The sequence below is a fragment of the Providencia sp. JUb39 genome (assembly GCF_012272845.1).
GTDB classification, from domain to species: domain Bacteria; phylum Pseudomonadota; class Gammaproteobacteria; order Enterobacterales; family Enterobacteriaceae; genus Providencia; species Providencia lanzhouensis.
This window is the reverse complement of the sequence record NZ_JAAWXD020000001.1, coordinates 2,538,864-2,556,788: the sequence shown is the minus strand read 5'-3', so window position 1 is coordinate 2,556,788 and position 17,925 is coordinate 2,538,864. Positions and strand designations below refer to the sequence as shown.

Annotated in this window: 18 protein-coding genes; 6 read left to right on the top strand and 12 right to left on the bottom strand. The window is 42.2% G+C overall.

Annotated features, from left to right (window positions below):
• Window positions 1-8: 8 nt before the first annotated feature.
• Together HFU86_RS11855 and HFU86_RS11850 are read left to right on the top strand one after the other, a co-directional pair.
• The gene (locus tag HFU86_RS11855; protein ID WP_036952904.1) at window positions 9-1,613 is read left to right on the top strand and encodes an urea amidolyase family protein; all 1,605 of its coding nucleotides are present in this window, start codon (window positions 9-11) and stop codon (window positions 1,611-1,613) included.
• Window positions 1,600-3,342 carry an acetyl/propionyl/methylcrotonyl-CoA carboxylase subunit alpha gene (locus HFU86_RS11850; RefSeq protein ID WP_187129326.1) on the top strand — a complete coding sequence of 581 codons (1,743 nt, stop codon included), beginning with the start codon at window positions 1,600-1,602 and terminating at the stop codon, window positions 3,340-3,342. Before HFU86_RS11855 ends, HFU86_RS11850 begins: the two co-directional genes overlap by 14 nt.
• Window positions 3,343-3,410: 68 nt before the next feature.
• Here the strand turns inward: HFU86_RS11850 and HFU86_RS11845 are convergent, their stop codons facing one another.
• On the bottom strand, window positions 3,411-3,686 hold the full coding sequence (locus HFU86_RS11845; protein ID WP_036952907.1) for a hypothetical protein: 276 nt from the start codon (window positions 3,684-3,686) through the stop codon (window positions 3,411-3,413).
• Between the two features lie 464 nt (window positions 3,687-4,150).
• Here HFU86_RS11845 and HFU86_RS11840 point away from each other — a divergent pair, with 464 nt between their 5' ends.
• Entirely contained in the window at window positions 4,151-4,693 is a 543-nt protein-coding gene (locus HFU86_RS11840) for a DUF924 family protein (protein WP_036952909.1), read from the top strand.
• Window positions 4,694-4,754: 61 nt separating this feature from the next.
• Here HFU86_RS11840 and HFU86_RS11835 read toward each other — a convergent pair whose 3' ends face one another.
• The 5 genes from HFU86_RS11835 to HFU86_RS11815 form a co-directional block, all read right to left on the bottom strand.
• Window positions 4,755-5,354 (bottom strand): TorD/DmsD family molecular chaperone, encoded by a 600-nt coding sequence (locus HFU86_RS11835; RefSeq protein WP_132495380.1) that lies wholly within the window; start codon window positions 5,352-5,354, stop codon window positions 4,755-4,757.
• 124 nt (window positions 5,355-5,478) lie between these two features.
• The gene (locus HFU86_RS11830; protein WP_187129325.1) at window positions 5,479-6,255 is read right to left on the bottom strand and encodes a dimethyl sulfoxide reductase anchor subunit family protein; all 777 of its coding nucleotides are present in this window, start codon (window positions 6,253-6,255) and stop codon (window positions 5,479-5,481) included.
• Window position 6,256: 1 nt separating this feature from the next.
• Window positions 6,257-6,874, bottom strand: coding sequence for a DMSO/selenate family reductase complex B subunit (locus tag HFU86_RS11825; RefSeq protein WP_036952921.1), 618 nt, complete (start codon window positions 6,872-6,874; stop codon window positions 6,257-6,259).
• Window positions 6,875-6,885: 11 nt separating this feature from the next.
• Window positions 6,886-9,315: a DMSO/selenate family reductase complex A subunit gene (locus HFU86_RS11820; protein WP_132495376.1), complete on the bottom strand. Its 2,430-nt coding sequence runs from the start codon at window positions 9,313-9,315 to the stop codon at window positions 6,886-6,888.
• A gap of 308 nt (window positions 9,316-9,623) precedes the next feature.
• Window positions 9,624-10,874, bottom strand: a complete 1,251-nt coding sequence (locus tag HFU86_RS11815; RefSeq protein WP_036952924.1) for a mechanosensitive ion channel family protein — start codon at window positions 10,872-10,874, stop codon at window positions 9,624-9,626.
• Window positions 10,875-11,049: 175 nt separating this feature from the next.
• On the opposite strand from HFU86_RS11815, the gene HFU86_RS11810 reads away from it, so the two are divergent.
• Window positions 11,050-11,565 carry an anti-virulence regulator CigR family protein gene (locus HFU86_RS11810; RefSeq protein WP_187129324.1) on the top strand — a complete coding sequence of 172 codons (516 nt, stop codon included), beginning with the start codon at window positions 11,050-11,052 and terminating at the stop codon, window positions 11,563-11,565.
• 336 nt (window positions 11,566-11,901) lie between these two features.
• Here HFU86_RS11810 and HFU86_RS11805 read toward each other — a convergent pair whose 3' ends face one another.
• The 3 genes from HFU86_RS11805 to HFU86_RS11795 all read right to left on the bottom strand — a co-directional run bounded on the left by HFU86_RS11805 (window position 11,902) and on the right by HFU86_RS11795 (window position 14,634).
• Window positions 11,902-12,477, bottom strand: a complete 576-nt coding sequence (locus HFU86_RS11805) for a cysteine hydrolase family protein (RefSeq protein WP_132495372.1) — start codon at window positions 12,475-12,477, stop codon at window positions 11,902-11,904.
• Window positions 12,478-12,602: 125 nt separating this feature from the next.
• A complete protein-coding gene (locus HFU86_RS11800) occupies window positions 12,603-13,970 on the bottom strand; it encodes an ATP-binding protein (RefSeq protein WP_187129323.1) in 1,368 nt (455 codons plus the stop codon).
• A complete protein-coding gene (locus HFU86_RS11795) occupies window positions 13,960-14,634 on the bottom strand; it encodes a response regulator (RefSeq protein WP_132495368.1) in 675 nt (224 codons plus the stop codon). The genes HFU86_RS11800 and HFU86_RS11795 overlap by 11 nt, the downstream gene beginning before the upstream one ends.
• Before the next feature lie 161 nt (window positions 14,635-14,795).
• Here HFU86_RS11795 and HFU86_RS11790 point away from each other — a divergent pair, with 161 nt between their 5' ends.
• Window positions 14,796-15,035, top strand: a complete 240-nt coding sequence (locus HFU86_RS11790) for a hypothetical protein (RefSeq protein WP_187129322.1) — start codon at window positions 14,796-14,798, stop codon at window positions 15,033-15,035.
• 170 nt (window positions 15,036-15,205) lie between these two features.
• On the opposite strand, the gene HFU86_RS11785 is transcribed toward HFU86_RS11790, so the two are convergent.
• Together HFU86_RS11785 and HFU86_RS11780 are read right to left on the bottom strand one after the other, a co-directional pair.
• Complete coding sequence (locus tag HFU86_RS11785) at window positions 15,206-15,466, bottom strand: DinI-like family protein (protein WP_036952942.1); 261 nt, start codon at window positions 15,464-15,466, stop codon at window positions 15,206-15,208.
• A 140-nt stretch (window positions 15,467-15,606) separates the two neighbouring features.
• Window positions 15,607-16,284 carry a DUF1345 domain-containing protein gene (locus HFU86_RS11780; RefSeq protein ID WP_132495366.1) on the bottom strand — a complete coding sequence of 226 codons (678 nt, stop codon included), beginning with the start codon at window positions 16,282-16,284 and terminating at the stop codon, window positions 15,607-15,609.
• 165 nt (window positions 16,285-16,449) lie between these two features.
• On the opposite strand from HFU86_RS11780, the gene HFU86_RS11775 reads away from it, so the two are divergent.
• Entirely contained in the window at window positions 16,450-16,680 is a 231-nt protein-coding gene (locus HFU86_RS11775; protein WP_187129321.1) for a hypothetical protein, read from the top strand.
• 19 nt (window positions 16,681-16,699) lie between these two features.
• On the opposite strand, the gene HFU86_RS11770 is transcribed toward HFU86_RS11775, so the two are convergent.
• On the bottom strand, window positions 16,700-17,767 hold the full coding sequence (locus tag HFU86_RS11770) for a T6SS immunity protein Tli4 family protein (RefSeq protein WP_187129320.1): 1,068 nt from the start codon (window positions 17,765-17,767) through the stop codon (window positions 16,700-16,702).
• Window positions 17,768-17,925: the final 158 nt, after the last annotated feature.

Sequence of the window (17,925 nt, the reverse complement as noted above, 5' to 3'; positions counted from 1 at the left end):
GGGGGCTTATGCGTTTCTTACCTGTCAATTTAAGCGCGTTTATGGTTGAACTGCCAAGTCTCGAACAGACGATGGCACTGACAGACTCATTAACGCATCGCCCAATTAACGGCATTGAAGAGATAACCCCAGCGGCACGAACGGTATTAGTGCGTTATAACCCAGCAATTGAGCATATTAATGCGATTGTGCAGCAAATTTCTCTGCGCAACATTGAAGGCGGCGAAGCTAAAACGGGGAAATTAGTCACTATTCCCGTGCACTATACCGGGGAAGACTTACCGGAAGTGGCGGAGTATTTAGGGGTCACTATCGAAGAGGTGATCCGTCGCCATACGGAAAATGAATATCTGGTGGCATTTAGCGGTTTCGCGCCTGGATTTGGTTATATGGTATCGAAGCAAGCGCAATTACAGGTACCGCGCCGCCAATCCCCTCGTGTGCGAATTCCCGCTGGTTCAGTGGCATTGGCGGGAGAATTTAGCAGTGTGTATCCACAAGCCAGCCCCGGTGGTTGGCAACTGATAGGTCAGACTGATTTAGCCGTGTGGGATATTAATCGACCAGAACCGGCACTTTTACAAGCGGGTTATCGGGTACAATTTGTTGACCAAAGCAAGAGTTCCGTGAGCTATAGTTTACCGAGTCAAACTGACATTAAATCTATCGATGAGAACCAAACGTACGATCTCACCGTGTTGGCGACCGGGCTACAAACCTTATTTCAGGATAGAGGGCGTATTGGGCAGTCAGCATTAGGGATCTCCGAATCAGGAGCGATGGATAAATCGGCGCTATACAGTGCAAATCGTTTGGTCGGTAATTGTACCCAATCCACTGTACTGGAAGTCACTCAAGGTGGCTTAAAAGTCCGTGCTAATCGAGACCTTTTGGTCGGTATTACAGGTGCCCAGTGCCCTGTCACTATCACGACAGAAGATGGGCAAATATTTACCTCAGCAACCTACCAACCGATTCACCTCGCGAAAGGGGATGTCATTCAATTAGGACGCCCAATCAACGGTGTACGTAGTTATTTTGCCGTACGCGGGGGCTTTTCTGTGGCGCCAGTTCTTGAAAGCTGCTCATTCGATACCTTAGCCCAAGTAGGACCCGCACCATTGATGGTTGGACAATCTTTATCGATTCATCAAAAAATGAATCATCGCGCCATTTCGCTCACAGAATCCCCAGCCTTTGACTACCCGACAGCAGATGATGTGGTGGTATTGGATGTAGTAATGGGACCCAGAACAGATTGGTTTACTGAACAAGCCGCCGAATTACTGCGTCAGCAAGTTTGGCAAGTGACTGCCGCCTCAAACCGTATTGGGTTACGCCTTGCGGGTGAAGTGCCGCTAAGTCGTGAACTGTTACAAGAATTACCAAGCGAAGGCACCTGTATTGGCGCCATCCAAGTCCCAGCTAATGGGCAGCCGGTCTTATTTTTAAATGACCACCCATTGACGGGAGGATATCCGGTGATAGGGGCGGTGTGTGACTATCATTTGGATCTTGCAGGGCAAATCCCCGTGAATGGCAAAATCCGCTTTAATCCATTACGTGAATTTTATCAACTTGAAGGGAGTCATGAAGCTTATGAATACCAATAATAAAAATGCACAGCATAAGGTATTGATTGCCAACCGCGGTGAGATCGCCGTACGTATTATTCGAGCTTGCCGCGATTATGGTTTTACGTCTGTGGCGGTGTATGCCGATAGCGATATTGACGCATTGCATGTCAACATGGCGGACGAAGCTTATGGGTTAGGTGGCAATACCCCAGCACAGAGCTACTTAAACATTGAGAAACTGATTGAGGTAGCAAAAAAATCTGGTGCAACCATGGTGCATCCGGGCTACGGTTTTCTTTCTGAACGTGCTGAATTCGCGCGAGCAGTACAACAAGCTGGCTTGATTTGGATTGGTCCAAGCCCAGAGAGTATTGATATTTTAGGGGATAAAGTTCAAGCCCGACATATCGCCTTACAAGTGGGTGCGCCGCTTGTCGTAGGAACCAAAGATCCCGTTGAAACCGCCCAAGAAGTGGTGCAGTTTGCCCATCAGCATGGGCTACCCATCGCAATTAAAGCTGCATTTGGCGGCGGCGGTCGCGGTTTAAAGGTGGCATGGCAGATGCACGAAGTGGAAGAGTTATACCACTCTGCGGTGCGTGAGGCGACAGCGGCATTCGGTCGCGGGGAATGTTTTATTGAGCAATTTTTGCATAACCCTCGCCATATTGAAGCGCAAGTCATCGCCGATACCCACGGTAACGTTGTTGTCGTGGGAACGCGGGATTGTTCGTTGCAACGCCGAAACCAAAAGCTGGTGGAAGAGTCTCCAGCCCCGTTTTTAGCCCCTGAACTGGAACAGCAAATCATTCGCGCTTCCACAGATATTTGCCGTAAAGCTGGCTATGTGGGCGCGGGAACGGTTGAGTTCTTATTAAGCCAAGAAGGCACTTTATCCTTCTTAGAAGTGAACACTCGTTTGCAGGTTGAGCACCCAGTCACAGAAGAAACGGCAGGAATTGACTTAGTGGTTGAGCAGCTACGTATTGCTGAAGGTTTGCCGCTGAGTATTCAAGAAACGCCTAAACCTCGTGGTCACGCTTTTGAATTTCGTATCAATGCGGAAGATGCAGGGAATGGCTTCTTACCAACTCCGGGAACCATCTTACGTTTTGATGCACCATCAGGCCCAGGCGTCCGTGTTGATAGTGGCGTTGAAACAGGCAAAACTATTCCCGGTACCTTTGACTCGCTAATGGCAAAATTGATTGTGGTCGGTCAAACCCGTGAACAAGCGATTGTACGTGCTCGTCGTGCATTAGCTGAATTTAAGATTGAAGGGGTCGCGTCCGTATTGCCTTTTCATCGTGCGGTGATGGAGCAAGCGGATTTTTGTGAAAACTTTAAGGTGCATACCCGTTGGATTGAAACGGAATTTAGTGTTGAAATTCCCCCAGCGAAACGCCAATTACCACAAGCCGAACAAGCGTTAACACGGTCATTTATTGAAATTGATGGAAAACGTTGCGAACTGGGTTTGCCCGCGCAATTGTTTGCTGGAATGGCGGTGAACCCAACGACAGCAACTTCTGCACCTCAAAGCGTTGAAAACAACCCTAACAGCGTGAACGCCCCTATCTCAGGTGTGCTATTTAATTGGCTAGTTCCTCAAGGAAATAAGGTAACAGAAGGGGACATTATTGGCGTGATGGAGGCAATGAAAATGGAAGTTCAAGTTATCGCCCACCGTTCAGGGGAACTGAAATATACGGCTAAACAAGGGGATTTTATCAATGCAGATAATAAAATTGCGGAGATTATCTAATCGCTAATGGCGATTAATCGTTAATAAGGGGTGGCGAATAGCCACCGCCTTACCTATTTGATCGTAACTCAACGTGATTTGCGTTCAGGTAAGTTGCGTACAGGTAATGGTGGATTAGGTGCGGGCACGACACTTTTTTCCTCTTTGGCGATTTCATCGCTATCACGATAAACCTCACCACATAAGAAAAACAAATTAGGGCGTTTTGCCTCTAAATACGATTTTCGGCTCATGCACTGTTCTTGGGTAAAAATGGTTTCGGTCACGGGTAATGCATCGCATGAATCAGTGCCACAAGGACTGACCCACAAAGCCCAACCGATAAGTACCATATGTCCTGCCATTTATCTTGCCTTCCCACTCACCGCTAATGAAGTACACCCAAGATGTCAAATTAACACGCTCAATATATAGGGGCGCGTTCTTTGTCTATAAAATGCTTTGTCTATAAAATATAAGTCAAATTCTAACATTGGATTAAATAAATGTATGTATTCATATGATAGATAAATTTAAATTCACATTAAACAGCAAATAAGAATGTGTGATCGAGCATTTACCATTATCAAAAAAAGAATACTTATCTTGATGCAATAAAACTTGATGCAATAAAAACGTGATGTAATAAAAAAGAGTAGGAAGTTACAGAGTGCTATCGTGATTATTTTAGGGCTAGCTCGCAAATAACAAAATTTTTATCTGCAAATTTGTGTTTTTAGATCTCCATCCTGTCAATTTGAACTATTTTTATCTACGATGAACCCGATATCGTAATAATAATCGCAATAATAATATAAATAGGTAACTTATGAATGCCATGGAAGAAGTGCTTTCATTTTGGTTTGAAGAATCGACCCCAAAACAGTGGTTTGAGAAAAGCGAGAAATTCGATTTAACCATCGCAAAACGTTTTACTGCGCTCAGTGAACAGGCGGCAAAAGGGGAGCTAGCTTATTGGCGAGCCTCTATTCGCGGTCGTTTAGCGGAAATTATTATTCTTGACCAGTTTTCCCGTAATTTATGGCGAGATACCCCAAGAGCGTTCGCGCAAGATGCGATGGCGCTAGCACTGGCCCAAGAAGCCATTAAACAGCCGGATTATCATCTACTTACGCTATCTCAGCGAAAATTTATGTTAATGCCGTTTATGCATTCAGAATCGAGCTTTATCCACCTGCAAGCGGTGGAGCTATTCCGAATGTTGGGGGATGATAGTACGCTGGATTATGAAATGCGCCATAAGGCTATTATCGATAAGTTTGGGCGCTACCCGCATCGCAATGAGATTCTCGGTCGGCCATCAACTCGAGAAGAAATTGCTTTTCTACAGCAACCTAACTCGTCATTCTAATTCGTCTACATAAAAATGAGTTTGCTTACGCACTAGCAAACTCATTTTCTTTCAAGGTTTATTAACGGAAAAGCTCAGCCGTTGCAGGCTGTAAACCGAGCTGTTTTTGCACACTAGCCAAATAGGTCTGAGTGATTTTTGCAAGGGTAGGGTAAAACCCATGTTCAGTTGACGTATGCTGAACCAACGTTAAGTAACGTTCCGCCCAAGGTAATAAATGCTGCTCGAGTAATTCCACAATGGCGTCGTCTTGACCTTGCTCTGCCAGTGCTGAAATGGCCATTAACATCAAACCAAATTGGTCTTCCGGCTCTCGTAATCCTGTATCGGTAACTAATCCATGGGACATCAAAAACTGGCGATAGGCGCTGGTGGAATCCCCCATAACGGTGTTGTCGTGAGACAGATACACCGAGCCCCACGGTGGTGCTGGCATTGCACCTTGACCTTCAAAAAGAATTGAAAAATCATAGGTAAGCGTATCTGCTGGGTAATCACTTAATGCCTCACAATCGGCAATCAGCTGAGCAGGTTCTTGCCAATCATACAGGGATGGGATTTCACGCAGTACAGGTTGTAACGTTTGAAATGTGGGGGTTTCAGGAGAGTAGTAAAACATTCCCCCTAAAATACGAAAAAGAGTGGTATCGAGAGTTTGCATGATATTACCTATAAAGCTGCAATTAATTTAAAGCTTCAATTAACTTAAAAGAAAGAGCCTGAATTCAGGCTCTTATATTATTATTTATTTTATACTGCTAACCATAATCTGTGGTTATAGCACCTTACATGGTGATTTGCCACAGGTTATAAAAGGCAATACGGCCAGACAATTCAGCGAGTAATACGGCTGCTGCACAGGCCAGTAATGGGATTTTTGGTGAACGTTGCTTGATAGCGAACCCAACGAATGCCGCTAAGGCAATCGCTAATACAATCACTTGAAAACCCCAAAAACCGGTCTGCTCTGCGCTTAATACGGGTGCAGTTTCGCTTAAAAATGCTTGGTAGCTGGCACGGCTGGCAAAAATCGCAAAGGTACCGACTAAAAACGCCGTTAATCCTAAACCACGAGCCCCGATTGCAATTGCAAGTGCGCCACCACCCACAAACAGGGTTGTCCACATTTGTAGCGTAGTGAATTGGGTATCCCAGTTAGCAATGGTTGCAATGTTATACACTTGCGGAATTGACCAAACGAACGCTAATCCTGAAATCACCGCCGCAATGTTAGACAGCTCACGCAGAGCGGCTTGCTTAACAAAGTGGGTGAAAAATAGCGTAGCGGCAGCACAACCCACAAACACGCCACTTAAGAATGCTTCATTACTCATTGGTGAGCGACCCACGCCCAACAACATATTGAAGAAACGCAGTGGTTGACCGACGTGCAGTGCGCCAATACCTAAGCCAATCATCACAATGATAAACCCGATAATATTGGCTGTTTTCAGCTGTTTATCGTCGATTGAGCCCATTTTTTTCGCAATATAAGCTAACAGAAATAAACCCGCCGCGGATTGCCCTAAGACAGTAAAGAAAACCAGTGGTAACTCATGCATATTAGACCTCCGCAGGGTTTTTCAATTCGCCACTTTTATCACCTGATGGCTTAGCATCTTTGTGTGGCTTGATGACGATATTCGGGTTAGTCAGGCTTGGATCTGGCATCGGTGCAATGCCGCACTCCGTACCGTGTAACTCACGTAAAACGGTAATGTCATCGAAATCTAAAGCGCGCTGCGGGCAAGACTCTACACAAACCGGCTTCATTCCTTTTGCGACACGTTCATAACAGCCATCGCATTTGCTCATCAGTTTTTTCTTTTCGTCAAACTGTGGTGCACCGTATGGACAGCGCAGTTCACAGTAACGACAGCCTACGCAGATAGACTGGTCAACAACCACTAAGCCATCTTCACTGCGTTTGTGCATTGCACCAGTTGGGCAACCTTCCACACAAGTTGGATTCGAGCAGTGGTTACACGAAATAGACAGGTAGTAGCTATAGACGTTTTGTTGCCAAATACCGTCTTGTTTCTGCCAGCTACCGCCACCGAATTCATACACACGGCGGAATTTAGGACCTAAATCTAAATCTTTTTCGTCCTTACAACTTACCTGACAGGTTTTACAGCCAGTGCATTTTGTGGAGTCAAAATAAAAGCCATACTGTTTCATCAATTAACTCCTTAAGCGCGTTTGACTTCAACAAGGTTAGTATGTTGTGGTGTGCCTTTCGCCAGTGGAGAAGGGACATGGGAGGTTAGGGTGTTGATACAACCACCAACATCTAAACCTTCGGTATTCAATGTGCGCCATGCACCTTGAGGAACCGCAATCACACCCGGTAAGACGCGCTCAGTCACTTTGACTTTAATCTGAATACGCCCGCGATCATTGAAGATTTCAGCTAAATCGCCGTTCTTCAAGCCACGTTCTTGTGCATCAATTGGGTTTAACCAGAATTGATGAGGAATAGCCTCACGCAGCATAGCCACGTTGTAATAGGTTGAGTGAACATGACCCTTATCGTGGAAGCCTGTCATTAATAAAGAATGTTTCTTCTGTGCAGATTGCGCTTCAACACCTTCTCTATTCACACAATATTCAGGAATAGCTGGAATACGCTGACCTTCTGGAAGTTCCCAATTTTTCACGCGTTCAGCCAGTTTTTCGGAGTAAATTTCAATTTTGCCCGATGGTGTTTTCAGTGGATTATTCACTGGGTCATCACGGAAGCTTTTCAGTGCCACGTTTTCAGCACTATTGAGGAACTTACGGTCGATGATCCCTGCGCCATCAGTCTCACTAAACTCAGGTAAATGAGGCATTTTTTCACGGGTTTTGTTGTAGCAAAACTCAATCCATTCTGCGTAGGTACGACCTTCAGTGAATTGATCTTTCACGCCCATTTTTTCTGCGATTTCGACTAATACATCGTAGTTTGGACGGTTTTCCCACAGTGGTTCAATGGCGTTTTGTAGACGCACTAGGTAGTGATAAGCCCCACTTGCATAGGAGTTATTGATCAGGTCGTTTGTTTCGACGGTGGTCACATCTGGCAGCAGTAAGTCCGCATATTTTGCCGATGGAGTGTCGTGGTTATCCCAAACAAGGATAAACTCACATTTTGATTCATCAGACAGAATTTCATGGGTCTTATTCAAGTCACCATGCTGGTTTCCGATGACGTTACTGGAATAACACCACATAAATTTGATGTCATTATTCAGCTTATCAACGCCTTTGATCCCACCATTTTCTGCGGTTAATTCTTTACCGCGCACAATCGCTTCTGACCACATATAAGTAGGGATCAACGCTTTCACAGGGTTTGGCAAGCCAAATCCAGCCACTGGATAGGCAAAACTGTTACCCCATAAACCGGTGTTAGTTCCTGAACGACCGATATTGCCAGACATAATAGGCAGCATCATGATAGAGCGACAGGCTTGCTCACCATTTTCGGTACGCTGTAAGCCCCAGCCTTGTGAGATCCAAGCACGTTGAGCGTTACCAATTTCACGGGCTAACTGAATGATTCGTGAAACCGAAATACCCGTTAATTTGCTCGCCCACTCAGGGGTTTTTGCAATCCCATCAGGACCATTGCCTAAGATGTAATCTTTGTAAGAGGCATTACGTGGTGCTGAAGCTGGCAGGGTTGATTCATCCCAGCCTACACAGTAATTTTTCAGGAATTCTTCGTCGGTTAAGCCTTCTTGGATCATCACATAACCCAGGGCTGCCACTAATGCGGCGTCAGTACCTGGATAAATAGGGATCCATTCAGCGCCTAATGTTGTGACGCTATCGGTACGGCGTGGGTCAATAATGATCACTTTTGCTTTGCTCTTATCGAGCGCATTGAGTGTTTCATAGAACTGACCACCACCGGACATACGGGTTTCAGCCAAGTTATGACCGAACATCACCACGAGATCGGAGTTTTGGATTTCCGTTAAATAAGATTCTTCCACACTGCCGTAAACATATGGCGTGATCTCCATTAACTGTGCGTAGGAATAAGTTCCGTAGTCACCTAAAAATCCACCGGTTAAACTCAAAAGACGTTTACAGGCCGCACGACCGTGCAAGTTGGCACCCGTTGAACCAGAACCATATTGGTAATAAATGGCATCGTTGCCGTATTTATCTATGGTATATTTCAGTTTTTCCGCAATGATAGTGGTAGCTTCATCCCAGCTAATTTTTTTGAACTTACCTTCACCACGTTTACCCACACGTACCATTGGGTATTTTAAACGGTCTGGATTATAGGTTTTCCAGCGAACTGAACGACCACGCAGACAAGGGCGAATCTGATGTTCTCCCAGTGTTGAATCGTCATACATGGTTTCATTGGAAATACGGCTGATAACGCCATCTTTCACATGAACTTTTAGAGGGCAGCGACTACCGCAGTTAACTAAACAAGCGCTGTAGCTGATTTTCTCACTGACTTCGTCAGGCATGATGGTTGGTGTTTTTGCTTGAGCAGCAAAAGGCAGAGTGATTGAGCCTGCAACGGCGGCTGCACCCGCTACGGTTGCGGAGGTCTGAAGAAACTCCCTCCTGCTCAGTTCTGCGAAATGAGTATTTGTTTTATTTTTATGCATTGACATTGCCTATATGTAAATAACGTATTAGGTATGTTCAATATGTTAGAAAAAATACCCACTCACTAACATGATATGCATCAACAATATCCTTGAAAAAACCAAGGGAAATATTTTTATTTATTTAATTTATAAGGAGTTTTCTTGTCATGGATGCCATTTTTGTTCTATTTTTATTATCAATCGTTATATTCAAAATTATATAATGGTAGGGTGGGATCTGTGAGTATAAGAGGGGTTTCCCCCTCTAGGTAGGCTGGCCATGTTTGCTAATCATTAAGTAGTATTTATAAGTTACCTATGATGAGTTATTTATTTGTTGAATGACCTAAGAATCGAACATCATTACCGGTAGGTGATTGATGCACAGATAAATTGAACTGCGGCAGAATGGAAAAAATATGGTCAAAAATATCCGATTGGATGCGTTCGTATTCTAACCACACCGTCGTGTTGGTAAACGCGTAAATCTCAATTGGGATACCGTTTGAGTCTGACTCTAATTGGCGAACCATGATGGTCATATTTTTATGGATCTGCGGGTGAGCACGCAGATACGCTTCAATATAGGCGCGAAATGTCCCGATATTAGTGAGGCGTCGCTGGTTGAGTGGCGTCGCTTTATCCTCTGGTAACGCAGAGTTGTAGACCTGGATCTCAGAGACTTTTTTCCCGATGTAAGGCTCTAATAAGTTGGCTTTTTCAAAGTTGCTAACTTCTTCAGGTTTCAAAAAATGAATACTATTGGCATCGATACGTAGGCTGCGCTTGATACGGCGCCCGCCTGATTCAGTCATGCCTTTCCAGTTTTTAAATGAATCGGAAATCAGTGCATAAGTTGGAATAGTGGTGACGGTATTATCCCAATTTCGAACCTTAACTGTGGTCAATCCAATATCAATTACCGCGCCATCAGCACCGTATTTAGGCATTTCCAGCCAATCACCAATGTTGACCATGTTATTTGCAGAGAGCTGAATACCGGCGACTAAGCCCATAATTGGATCTTTAAACACCAACATCATGACGGCGGTCATCGCACCTAAACCACTGAGGATAATCAACGGAGATTTACCAATCAGTAGCGCGATGATCATAATCGAAATCAAAACGGTGGCGATAAGCTTAATGCTTTGGAAAATTCCACGTAGCGGGAGATGAGCTGTTTTTGCCGCACGTTGTAATACGCCCAGCGTGATATCCAAAATGGAATAAATCGTCAGTAAGCCAAACAGTAAGCACCATGCTTGGGAAGCGACATTCAATACCATTTGTGTCGTTGAGCCCGAAGATAGCCATAAGGTGGACTGAATGTTGACAACAATACCTTGAATAATAAAGGCAATTCGATTGAACAGATTATATTGGGTGAGTTGATGTTGCCAACCGGAACCCGCTTTTAATCCTCTTTTTTCAATCGTGGGAAGCAAAATTTTGTGCAGAAAAAGATGCAAAATCAGGGCGACAATCAGTATCAGCCCAAGAACCATTAAGAGAGAGGCGAGGGTGGCATAGTCTTGATTAAACTGGCGAGCCCAGTCGAGCAGTTGCTGCTGCATAAATTCTCCTTTATTGCGTTATCCATAAATGACGACCCAGTATAAGCAAATAGGACTTAAGTTTGTGAAATATACCGAATATTTACATAAGATTACGGAAAATGGCGGTTAGTCTGATTGATGCTCTATACTTTGAGGAATACTCTCAAACGATCATGTTTATGAGGAAATACTGATGAAAAAGCCTACGAAAAATAGCTGTCTACCACTGATTGCTCTTTTAGCATTCATGGGGACATCACCACTTGCGTTTTCCGACCCAAATGGTAACAACGGGCATGGAAACGGTAACAAACATAATAATAAAGAATTTAAAGGCAACAACGGTCATAAAAATAAAGATGATGACCATTATAAAGCGAAGCAATGGGACGGTGATAATTCAGGTATTCAAGGAACGTTGCGTATTTCACCTAATATTAGTTTTAGCGTGAATTTTGGGAATGTTCGACCTTTAGCCATTGAGTATGGTCTTACGGGCTACAAAGGGCTACCACCAGGAATTGCAAAGCAAGTAAGAAGAGGAAAACCGTTACCTCCGGGGATAGCTAAAAAGGTTCTACCATCAAAGTTTATCCATCAGTTGCCTGTTTATGCGGGCTATGAATGGAAAATGAGTGGTAAAGATCTTATTTTGGTAGCGATTGGCACGGCAGTGGTTGCTGAAATTATTGAGAACGTATTTGAATAAAAAAACGGCCTTAAAAAAGGCCGTTAGCAAAAATTTGCAAATACTTGAATGAGGTAAATGAAAGGTTTGATTGACTATGGTTTAACTAACTAAAGTTTAAAGCAAATTACATAAAACGCTTGGACAGTAATTCAACAACTTCTTGCAGGTTAACGAAAAATTCTTTGATGCTTTTCATGTTCGCTCCGAATGTTAATGTGTGATCTTGATCACGTAGGAGCATTCTAGTTTTTTATTGATCAAAGTCAATAATAAGCCAAAATATATTTTAAATATTAAACTAATTTTTAGGTCAAACCTTGTAAATTATTGTTTACAGTATACTCATCATGACGGCTAATTGCCTTGCATAAAGGCTTTGCTGGATGAAATCGTAGCTAGAGCTGACAGTGCCTGCATGCTTTGTTCGTGTAGTTCAATGGTTGCGGCGGCACACACATCTTCAAGGACATGGCAAAAATAACCTAAATCATGGGCTTGTCTCACGCTACTTTGGATTGCCATCACCGAACTGACCCCACCGAAATAGAGCTGAGTAATATTATTATCGTTAAGCCATTGGTGGAGTTTATTGCCTGCAAATGCAGAAACGCCTTTCTTAATGATCACTCTGTCTTGCATATGAACGACCAAATCTTCCACCCAATGGCAGCCGTAGCCACTTAATTTTAATGCGCCTCTCTGTTTAGCTTGTGAAAAAAGTGGGGAGCCAGCAGGGATATCTTGATAATTATCGCTAAAGCCAACTTTGACCCAAATAACAGGAATACGCTGACTTCTTGCGTAATTAGCGGCTTGATTCGCCTTTTCAATAATATTGCGGGAATTGACTTGGGAATAACTGCTATTGGATAAACCGTTTTTACCCACAATATCGTTAATAAGATCAATGATGATTAGCGCCTGTGACATTATTGCCCCTTTTTATGGCTAAGTAATTTAACGTAAAAGGGGATTGTAATGTTTATTATGCACTAGGGATGTTAACTGAATAACATTATTTTAAATAATGGTATTATTCTCAACTACCATCACAATTAAGGTAAATCAATAATAAATCCAATACCTTTATTTTCTAAACCATCCGTGACTTTTAATGTTGCACCTATTTTCGATGTCAGATTATGGGCAATAGATAATCCTAAACCGCTTCCTGTTTCTAATGTTCCGGGCACACGGTAAAAGCGAGAAAATAGATGTGCTCGGCTCTCTTCTGGAATACCGCGTCCATTATCTTGAACTGTAATAGTGGCACCAAAAGGGGTGAGATCCACCAGTGTCACTTTTATTTTGGCTTTTTCTGGAGAATATTTAATCGCATTTTCGATTAAATTAGTGAACATATTACTCAGCGCTAGCTTATCAGTTTCAACATAAAAAGAATCTGGGCTGGATAATTCCACATCAATATGTTTATTGAGGGCATAAGGAATATGGGATGAAATGAGATTACTGATTAACATCGGTAAATCAATTTGCTCTTTACGAATGGCAAAATCTTCCGCTTCCAAACGTGCGAGATCAATTAATTGATGAGATAAAGAGGCGGCGCGCGTTAATGTCTCTTTCATATCATTAATAATTTCGGCTTTTTCCTTTGGATTATCGATATGCATTAACACATGTAATTGTGCTGTCACCGCGGCAATCGGAGTCCGCAATTCATGAGCCGCATCTGCCATAAAACGTTTTTCGCGTAAATTCGCGGCATCGACTCGTGCCATTAATTGGTTAATTGCGGAAATAATAGGGCGAGTTTCTTTATACATATCTTTGGTATCAATCGGCGTTAAATTTCCCGGTTGACGCGATGAAATAATTTTAGCGACTTGTTTAATGGGGCGAATACTAAAATAGGCAGTGATCAAAATAGCGATTAACATTATGCCCAAAATAAAGGCGAGAGGAATTGCAGTGCCTTCGGCTGGGTTACCAATTAACTTTCGTCGCTCAAGATACGATTCTGCAATCACAACTTCGAGGGTATGGTCATCATCCCATGCAGAAGTGAAATGCCAATCTTTATGTTGGGCAGTTAGCATATCGACTGATTTTAGTGATGGGTCTGAAATCTTTTCACTATTGCGATATAGCACATGTCCCCGATTATCCCGCACAACCATATACGGTTTATAGCTAGTTTCAATGCCGTTTTCCATGGCATCGGTATACATTTTTTGCAGAATAACCGCGAGCTTATCAAAATATTCTGGGGTATCTGATACTGTACCTAATGTACGCGCAATCCCTTGTGTGACGATTTGCTGTTGTTGGTTAAATTCATCATCATCGACCAAATCAGGTAGATAAAAAAATTGTAACCAACCGACTAGCAGCAGCCATAAAAAGATGACTGCGCCAATCTGAATACCAAATGTGTAGACAAGAAAGGATTTAATCTTCACCAGATTGCGCTTCTTTTTTTAGTAAATAACCGATGCCACGGATAGTAATAATTCTGTCTTTACCAATTTTGCGGCGTAAATTATGAATGTGGACTTCAAGGGAGTTACTTTCCACATCATCCAAGCCAAATAAACGTTGCTCTAAATCTGTTTTTCGCACGACATTGTCGGCATTTTTAATTAACTCGTATAGCAACAAATATTCTTTGCCGGAGAGTAATAATAATTGACCATCCAAGGTGACTTGATGGTTTAACGGATTTAATTGCAGATTATCCAATTGCCAAATTTCAGATGAAAATCCAGCCATACGACGGCTAATAGCCTTTACGCGAGAAATTAACTCTGGCATCTCAAAGGGTTTTGTTAAGAAATCATCGGCACCAGAATCTAAACTCGCCACTAAATTATCCATTTTATTGCGGGCGGTAAGAATAATAATCGGTATCGATTCTCCAGATTGGCGCCATGAAATTAATTCCTCTTGACCATCACCATCAGGTAATCCCAAGTCTAAAAGCATGACATCAAAATTGCGTGCCTGTAATTGCTGCTTAGCATCAGATAATAATCTGACCCAGCAAGGATTAAATCCGGCTAATTCCAGTCCACGACATAACGCTTTGCCGAGCTGAAGATCATCTTCTACCAATAAAATATTCATATTTATTACCTCTGTTGCGGAGTATAAGCAGACTCCGCTCACCCAGCAACTAGGATATTTATCCCCTTAAGCATCCCTTAAGGTTGGTTTAACCAAATATTAAGGTACTAAAATGCAAAAGCACTAATATACCCTCAACAACCATAACAAGAGCATTTATCATGAAACAAGCGTATATTGAAGTGCCTCTATTTATCGGGATTATTTTTATTGCCATGGTATTTATGGGGGCGAGTTTCAATAAACCACAATTGGCGTTGAATCCGACGAAATTAAATGAAGTTCAGCGATGCACTGATGCGAAAACTTGCTTAGTAGAGGCTCGAATACTTGAAGTGAGTAAAACGAAACGTAATCCGGTGAATGAGTTTAAATCGTATCTTCGTCAGAAACTTTATTAATACTCTTTCTATAATGGCGGAATAGTGAATTGTGGTGCTATCGGTTTTTATACACAGAAGCGTATAAACGATAGGCAGAAACAGATTGAAAGTGACTCAGATTAACTTCAAAGAATAATGGATTAAGAAATGGAAGATGGATATTACCCTTCCATTTCTCTGCTAATCATCTAGTCATCGGTATTTGCTTCAGGTAGCCAGCCGTCATCCATCCAAATTTCTTCTAAGATCTCTTCAATGCGTAATTTGTCATCCGCAATCTTCGTTCCTGAAATATTAATCGCCTGCTGAGAGCTAAAGCCTACTCGAGTGACCATATCAGGGTACTGTGACTGTAGTTTGCGTAAAATCTCAGACTCTAAAGCTTGTAAAACCAAGCCACTTGGTTTTTGCGGTGAATTCTTATCAAATAACACTTCGATGCGTAACATAATAGCCTCTACTAAAGACTGTATTAATATACAGCATTTTTAGATCTATATGGGGATATTGTCAATATCCTGCATTGAATATTTTTTTATTGTGATAGCAGGCTAACTCTTTTTATTTCGGCAAGTTATTCCGATAACCTTTAAAAGAAGCTGGCAGAAATATTAATACACAACCCTAAAATGGCCATATTAAAGACAAATGAAATAACGGATTGGAGCAATACTGCACGACGCATAGGGGTTGAGGCTACTTCCACATCTGCCGTTTGTGAGGCGACGGCAATGGTGAATGAGAAATACATAAAATCCGAATAGCTGGGTTGGGTGATTTTATCGGGGAAAATTAGCCACGGTTTTTCATTTTCACTATTGCCGTAATAGAGATGGGCATAGTGCATGGTAAAGCCCGTAGGTAAGAGCAGCCAAGAGGATATCAATGTCGAGGCAGTTAAAATATAAGAGTAAATTTTATCGGCTTTCGGGATATCACTGTGTCCGCCCAAGGCAAAAAATAAGGCTAATAAACTGACGCAGCAGCCTGACATCAAGAAAAATATTACCATGCTCGCGCTTTCATCTTCGATTTTTGTCAGCTTACGAATATCTTTCACATTGTGGCTAATAATTCTCTGGAATAGAAACAGCAAATAGGACCACGCAAATGCGTTCCAACTGATAATTAAGTTAATAATCAGACTTTGTGTTTGAAATAAAGCGAAGAAAGTGATGAAAGCAACAATGAGCGAGACCAAAAAGCGCGGTCGAGAATGAAATGCATGACGTAGCTGGTGGGTGATACGAGCAGCACAGCGAAGCATGGGGTATTCCTTGAATTTAATAATCGGGTGTTTTTCCTAAATTAAATTGAGTATACCATTGGTAAAAAGGATGCACTAATCACTGCGTTTCAAGGAATGAAATGAAACAGTTCTATTTATGCTTGCTGCTGTGCTTTTCAGCGCCGTTATATGCAAATGAATTGTGTGAAAAGGTCGCAGACCTTTCTACTGCTGATGTTTAGTGCCATGATAGTTAAGGATAAAGCCTATTTTTATTATACAACAGATGACACATTTTTAGTTGTGGATGTTTTCGTCATTTCTGGCGGCCAAGTGTCTGGACAAATGGAAGTGGAAGGGGCGTTTCTTCTTTCCAATTACTATGCGGTGTCTGATGATAATGACAGGAATAGAAAGCGCAATGACAGGGGATAATCTGTCATTGCATTAAATCTTAATACGCGTTAGGACGAAGTTTAAATGACTGTAAAACCCGATCCCAGATTTCAACCATTTGCGCATCGGTGTAATCTTTCACTGTCAATATTCCGGAGTTATGAAGTAAAATAAGCACTAAAGGTTGTAAATAAGTGACATTTTTCTCATTGGCATTGTATTGAAAACGGTATTTTTTATCTCCGTCTTCTTCACCGGAAATTAACCACTCTTCACCAGCAATCGTATTGTATTTCACTGGGCCTTTTTTCAAGGTAGAAGCCCCTAATTGCCGCATAATCGGTTTAATTTCAGATGAGCGTTCAAGCAAACTGTCATCTTCACTTCCCAATAAATTATCCATCACAATTGCCCATGCAAATTGATTGTTTTTAAAGAGCATAGACAATTTAAATTTGTGGTCACGTCCATCATCGTGAATAAAGCCATAAGGAATACAAATCCCTTTATCGGTCGGAATTTCATTCTTTGGTCGCCCTTGTAAGCGAGAAATTAAGGATTGCATCGCTGCTAGTTTTTGAGACTTATCTGTAATAGGATAATCACCTGTAAAATATGATCTTTCTTTAGCATACTTATCTGATGTCAGATCATGGAACTTAGTTTTTATAATAAACGCTACATTATCAATATACACATGAGCTTCTAGCTCTCTGGCAAATCCAGGGTAAGCATAGCTTTCATTTTTATCAAAAATTACCCCCTTTTCTAATCGCACAATATCTTTCAAAAAGGGCCCATCCCGCTCCTCACTCACTCGCTGTTTTTTTAATTCGTCTTCCTGTAATTCAATACGTTGTTTAAATGAAGGGGGATACATAAATTGACTTTCAATCGTCATATCATCGATGGTGATGACCGAGGAAAGCTCTTGGGTTAACGCTTTTGGGTAATTAAAGGTGTAGCGACCTAAACAGTAGGTCGGTGCATCATCAAACAGTGTATTAATCACAGCAGAATCCTTTTCATTAAGTGAGCGGGAATAGGTCTTATTGGGTACGGAACACGCAACTAAAGCTCCCAATAAGACCAAGCTTAAAAAAGCAATAAATTTATTTCTTATCATGGTTTAACCTCACCCGTTTGCAATATTCGGCATAAGGAGCGTAAGGTGAATTTTATCGCTGGTGATAATTTACCCTCACCATAAATACCATCCCCCTTCATGGGATCAAATTTATAGGCATTCTGGTGGTCAACATTCGTTTCTAAAATGTCTTTAAA

What these genes read in the sequence shown, in the direction of transcription:
- HFU86_RS11855 (WP_036952904.1), top strand. Translation starts at nt 9, where the DNA reads ATGCGTTTCTTACCTGTCAATTTAAGCGCGTTTATGGTTGAACTGCCA.
- HFU86_RS11850 (WP_187129326.1), top strand. Translation starts at nt 1,600, where the DNA reads ATGAATACCAATAATAAAAATGCACAGCATAAGGTATTGATTGCCAAC.
- HFU86_RS11845 (WP_036952907.1), bottom strand. Translation starts at nt 3,686, where the DNA reads ATGGCAGGACATATGGTACTTATCGGTTGGGCTTTGTGGGTCAGTCCT.
- HFU86_RS11840 (WP_036952909.1), top strand. Translation starts at nt 4,151, where the DNA reads ATGAATGCCATGGAAGAAGTGCTTTCATTTTGGTTTGAAGAATCGACC.
- HFU86_RS11835 (WP_132495380.1), bottom strand. Translation starts at nt 5,354, where the DNA reads ATGCAAACTCTCGATACCACTCTTTTTCGTATTTTAGGGGGAATGTTT.
- HFU86_RS11830 (WP_187129325.1), bottom strand. Translation starts at nt 6,255, where the DNA reads ATGCATGAGTTACCACTGGTTTTCTTTACTGTCTTAGGGCAATCCGCG.
- HFU86_RS11825 (WP_036952921.1), bottom strand. Translation starts at nt 6,874, where the DNA reads ATGAAACAGTATGGCTTTTATTTTGACTCCACAAAATGCACTGGCTGT.
- HFU86_RS11820 (WP_132495376.1), bottom strand. Translation starts at nt 9,315, where the DNA reads ATGCATAAAAATAAAACAAATACTCATTTCGCAGAACTGAGCAGGAGG.
- HFU86_RS11815 (WP_036952924.1), bottom strand. Translation starts at nt 10,874, where the DNA reads ATGCAGCAGCAACTGCTCGACTGGGCTCGCCAGTTTAATCAAGACTAT.
- HFU86_RS11810 (WP_187129324.1), top strand. Translation starts at nt 11,050, where the DNA reads ATGAAAAAGCCTACGAAAAATAGCTGTCTACCACTGATTGCTCTTTTA.
- HFU86_RS11805 (WP_132495372.1), bottom strand. Translation starts at nt 12,477, where the DNA reads ATGTCACAGGCGCTAATCATCATTGATCTTATTAACGATATTGTGGGT.
- HFU86_RS11795 (WP_132495368.1), bottom strand. Translation starts at nt 14,634, where the DNA reads ATGAATATTTTATTGGTAGAAGATGATCTTCAGCTCGGCAAAGCGTTA.
- HFU86_RS11790 (WP_187129322.1), top strand. Translation starts at nt 14,796, where the DNA reads ATGAAACAAGCGTATATTGAAGTGCCTCTATTTATCGGGATTATTTTT.
- HFU86_RS11785 (WP_036952942.1), bottom strand. Translation starts at nt 15,466, where the DNA reads ATGTTACGCATCGAAGTGTTATTTGATAAGAATTCACCGCAAAAACCA.
- HFU86_RS11780 (WP_132495366.1), bottom strand. Translation starts at nt 16,284, where the DNA reads ATGCTTCGCTGTGCTGCTCGTATCACCCACCAGCTACGTCATGCATTT.
- HFU86_RS11770 (WP_187129320.1), bottom strand. Translation starts at nt 17,767, where the DNA reads ATGATAAGAAATAAATTTATTGCTTTTTTAAGCTTGGTCTTATTGGGA.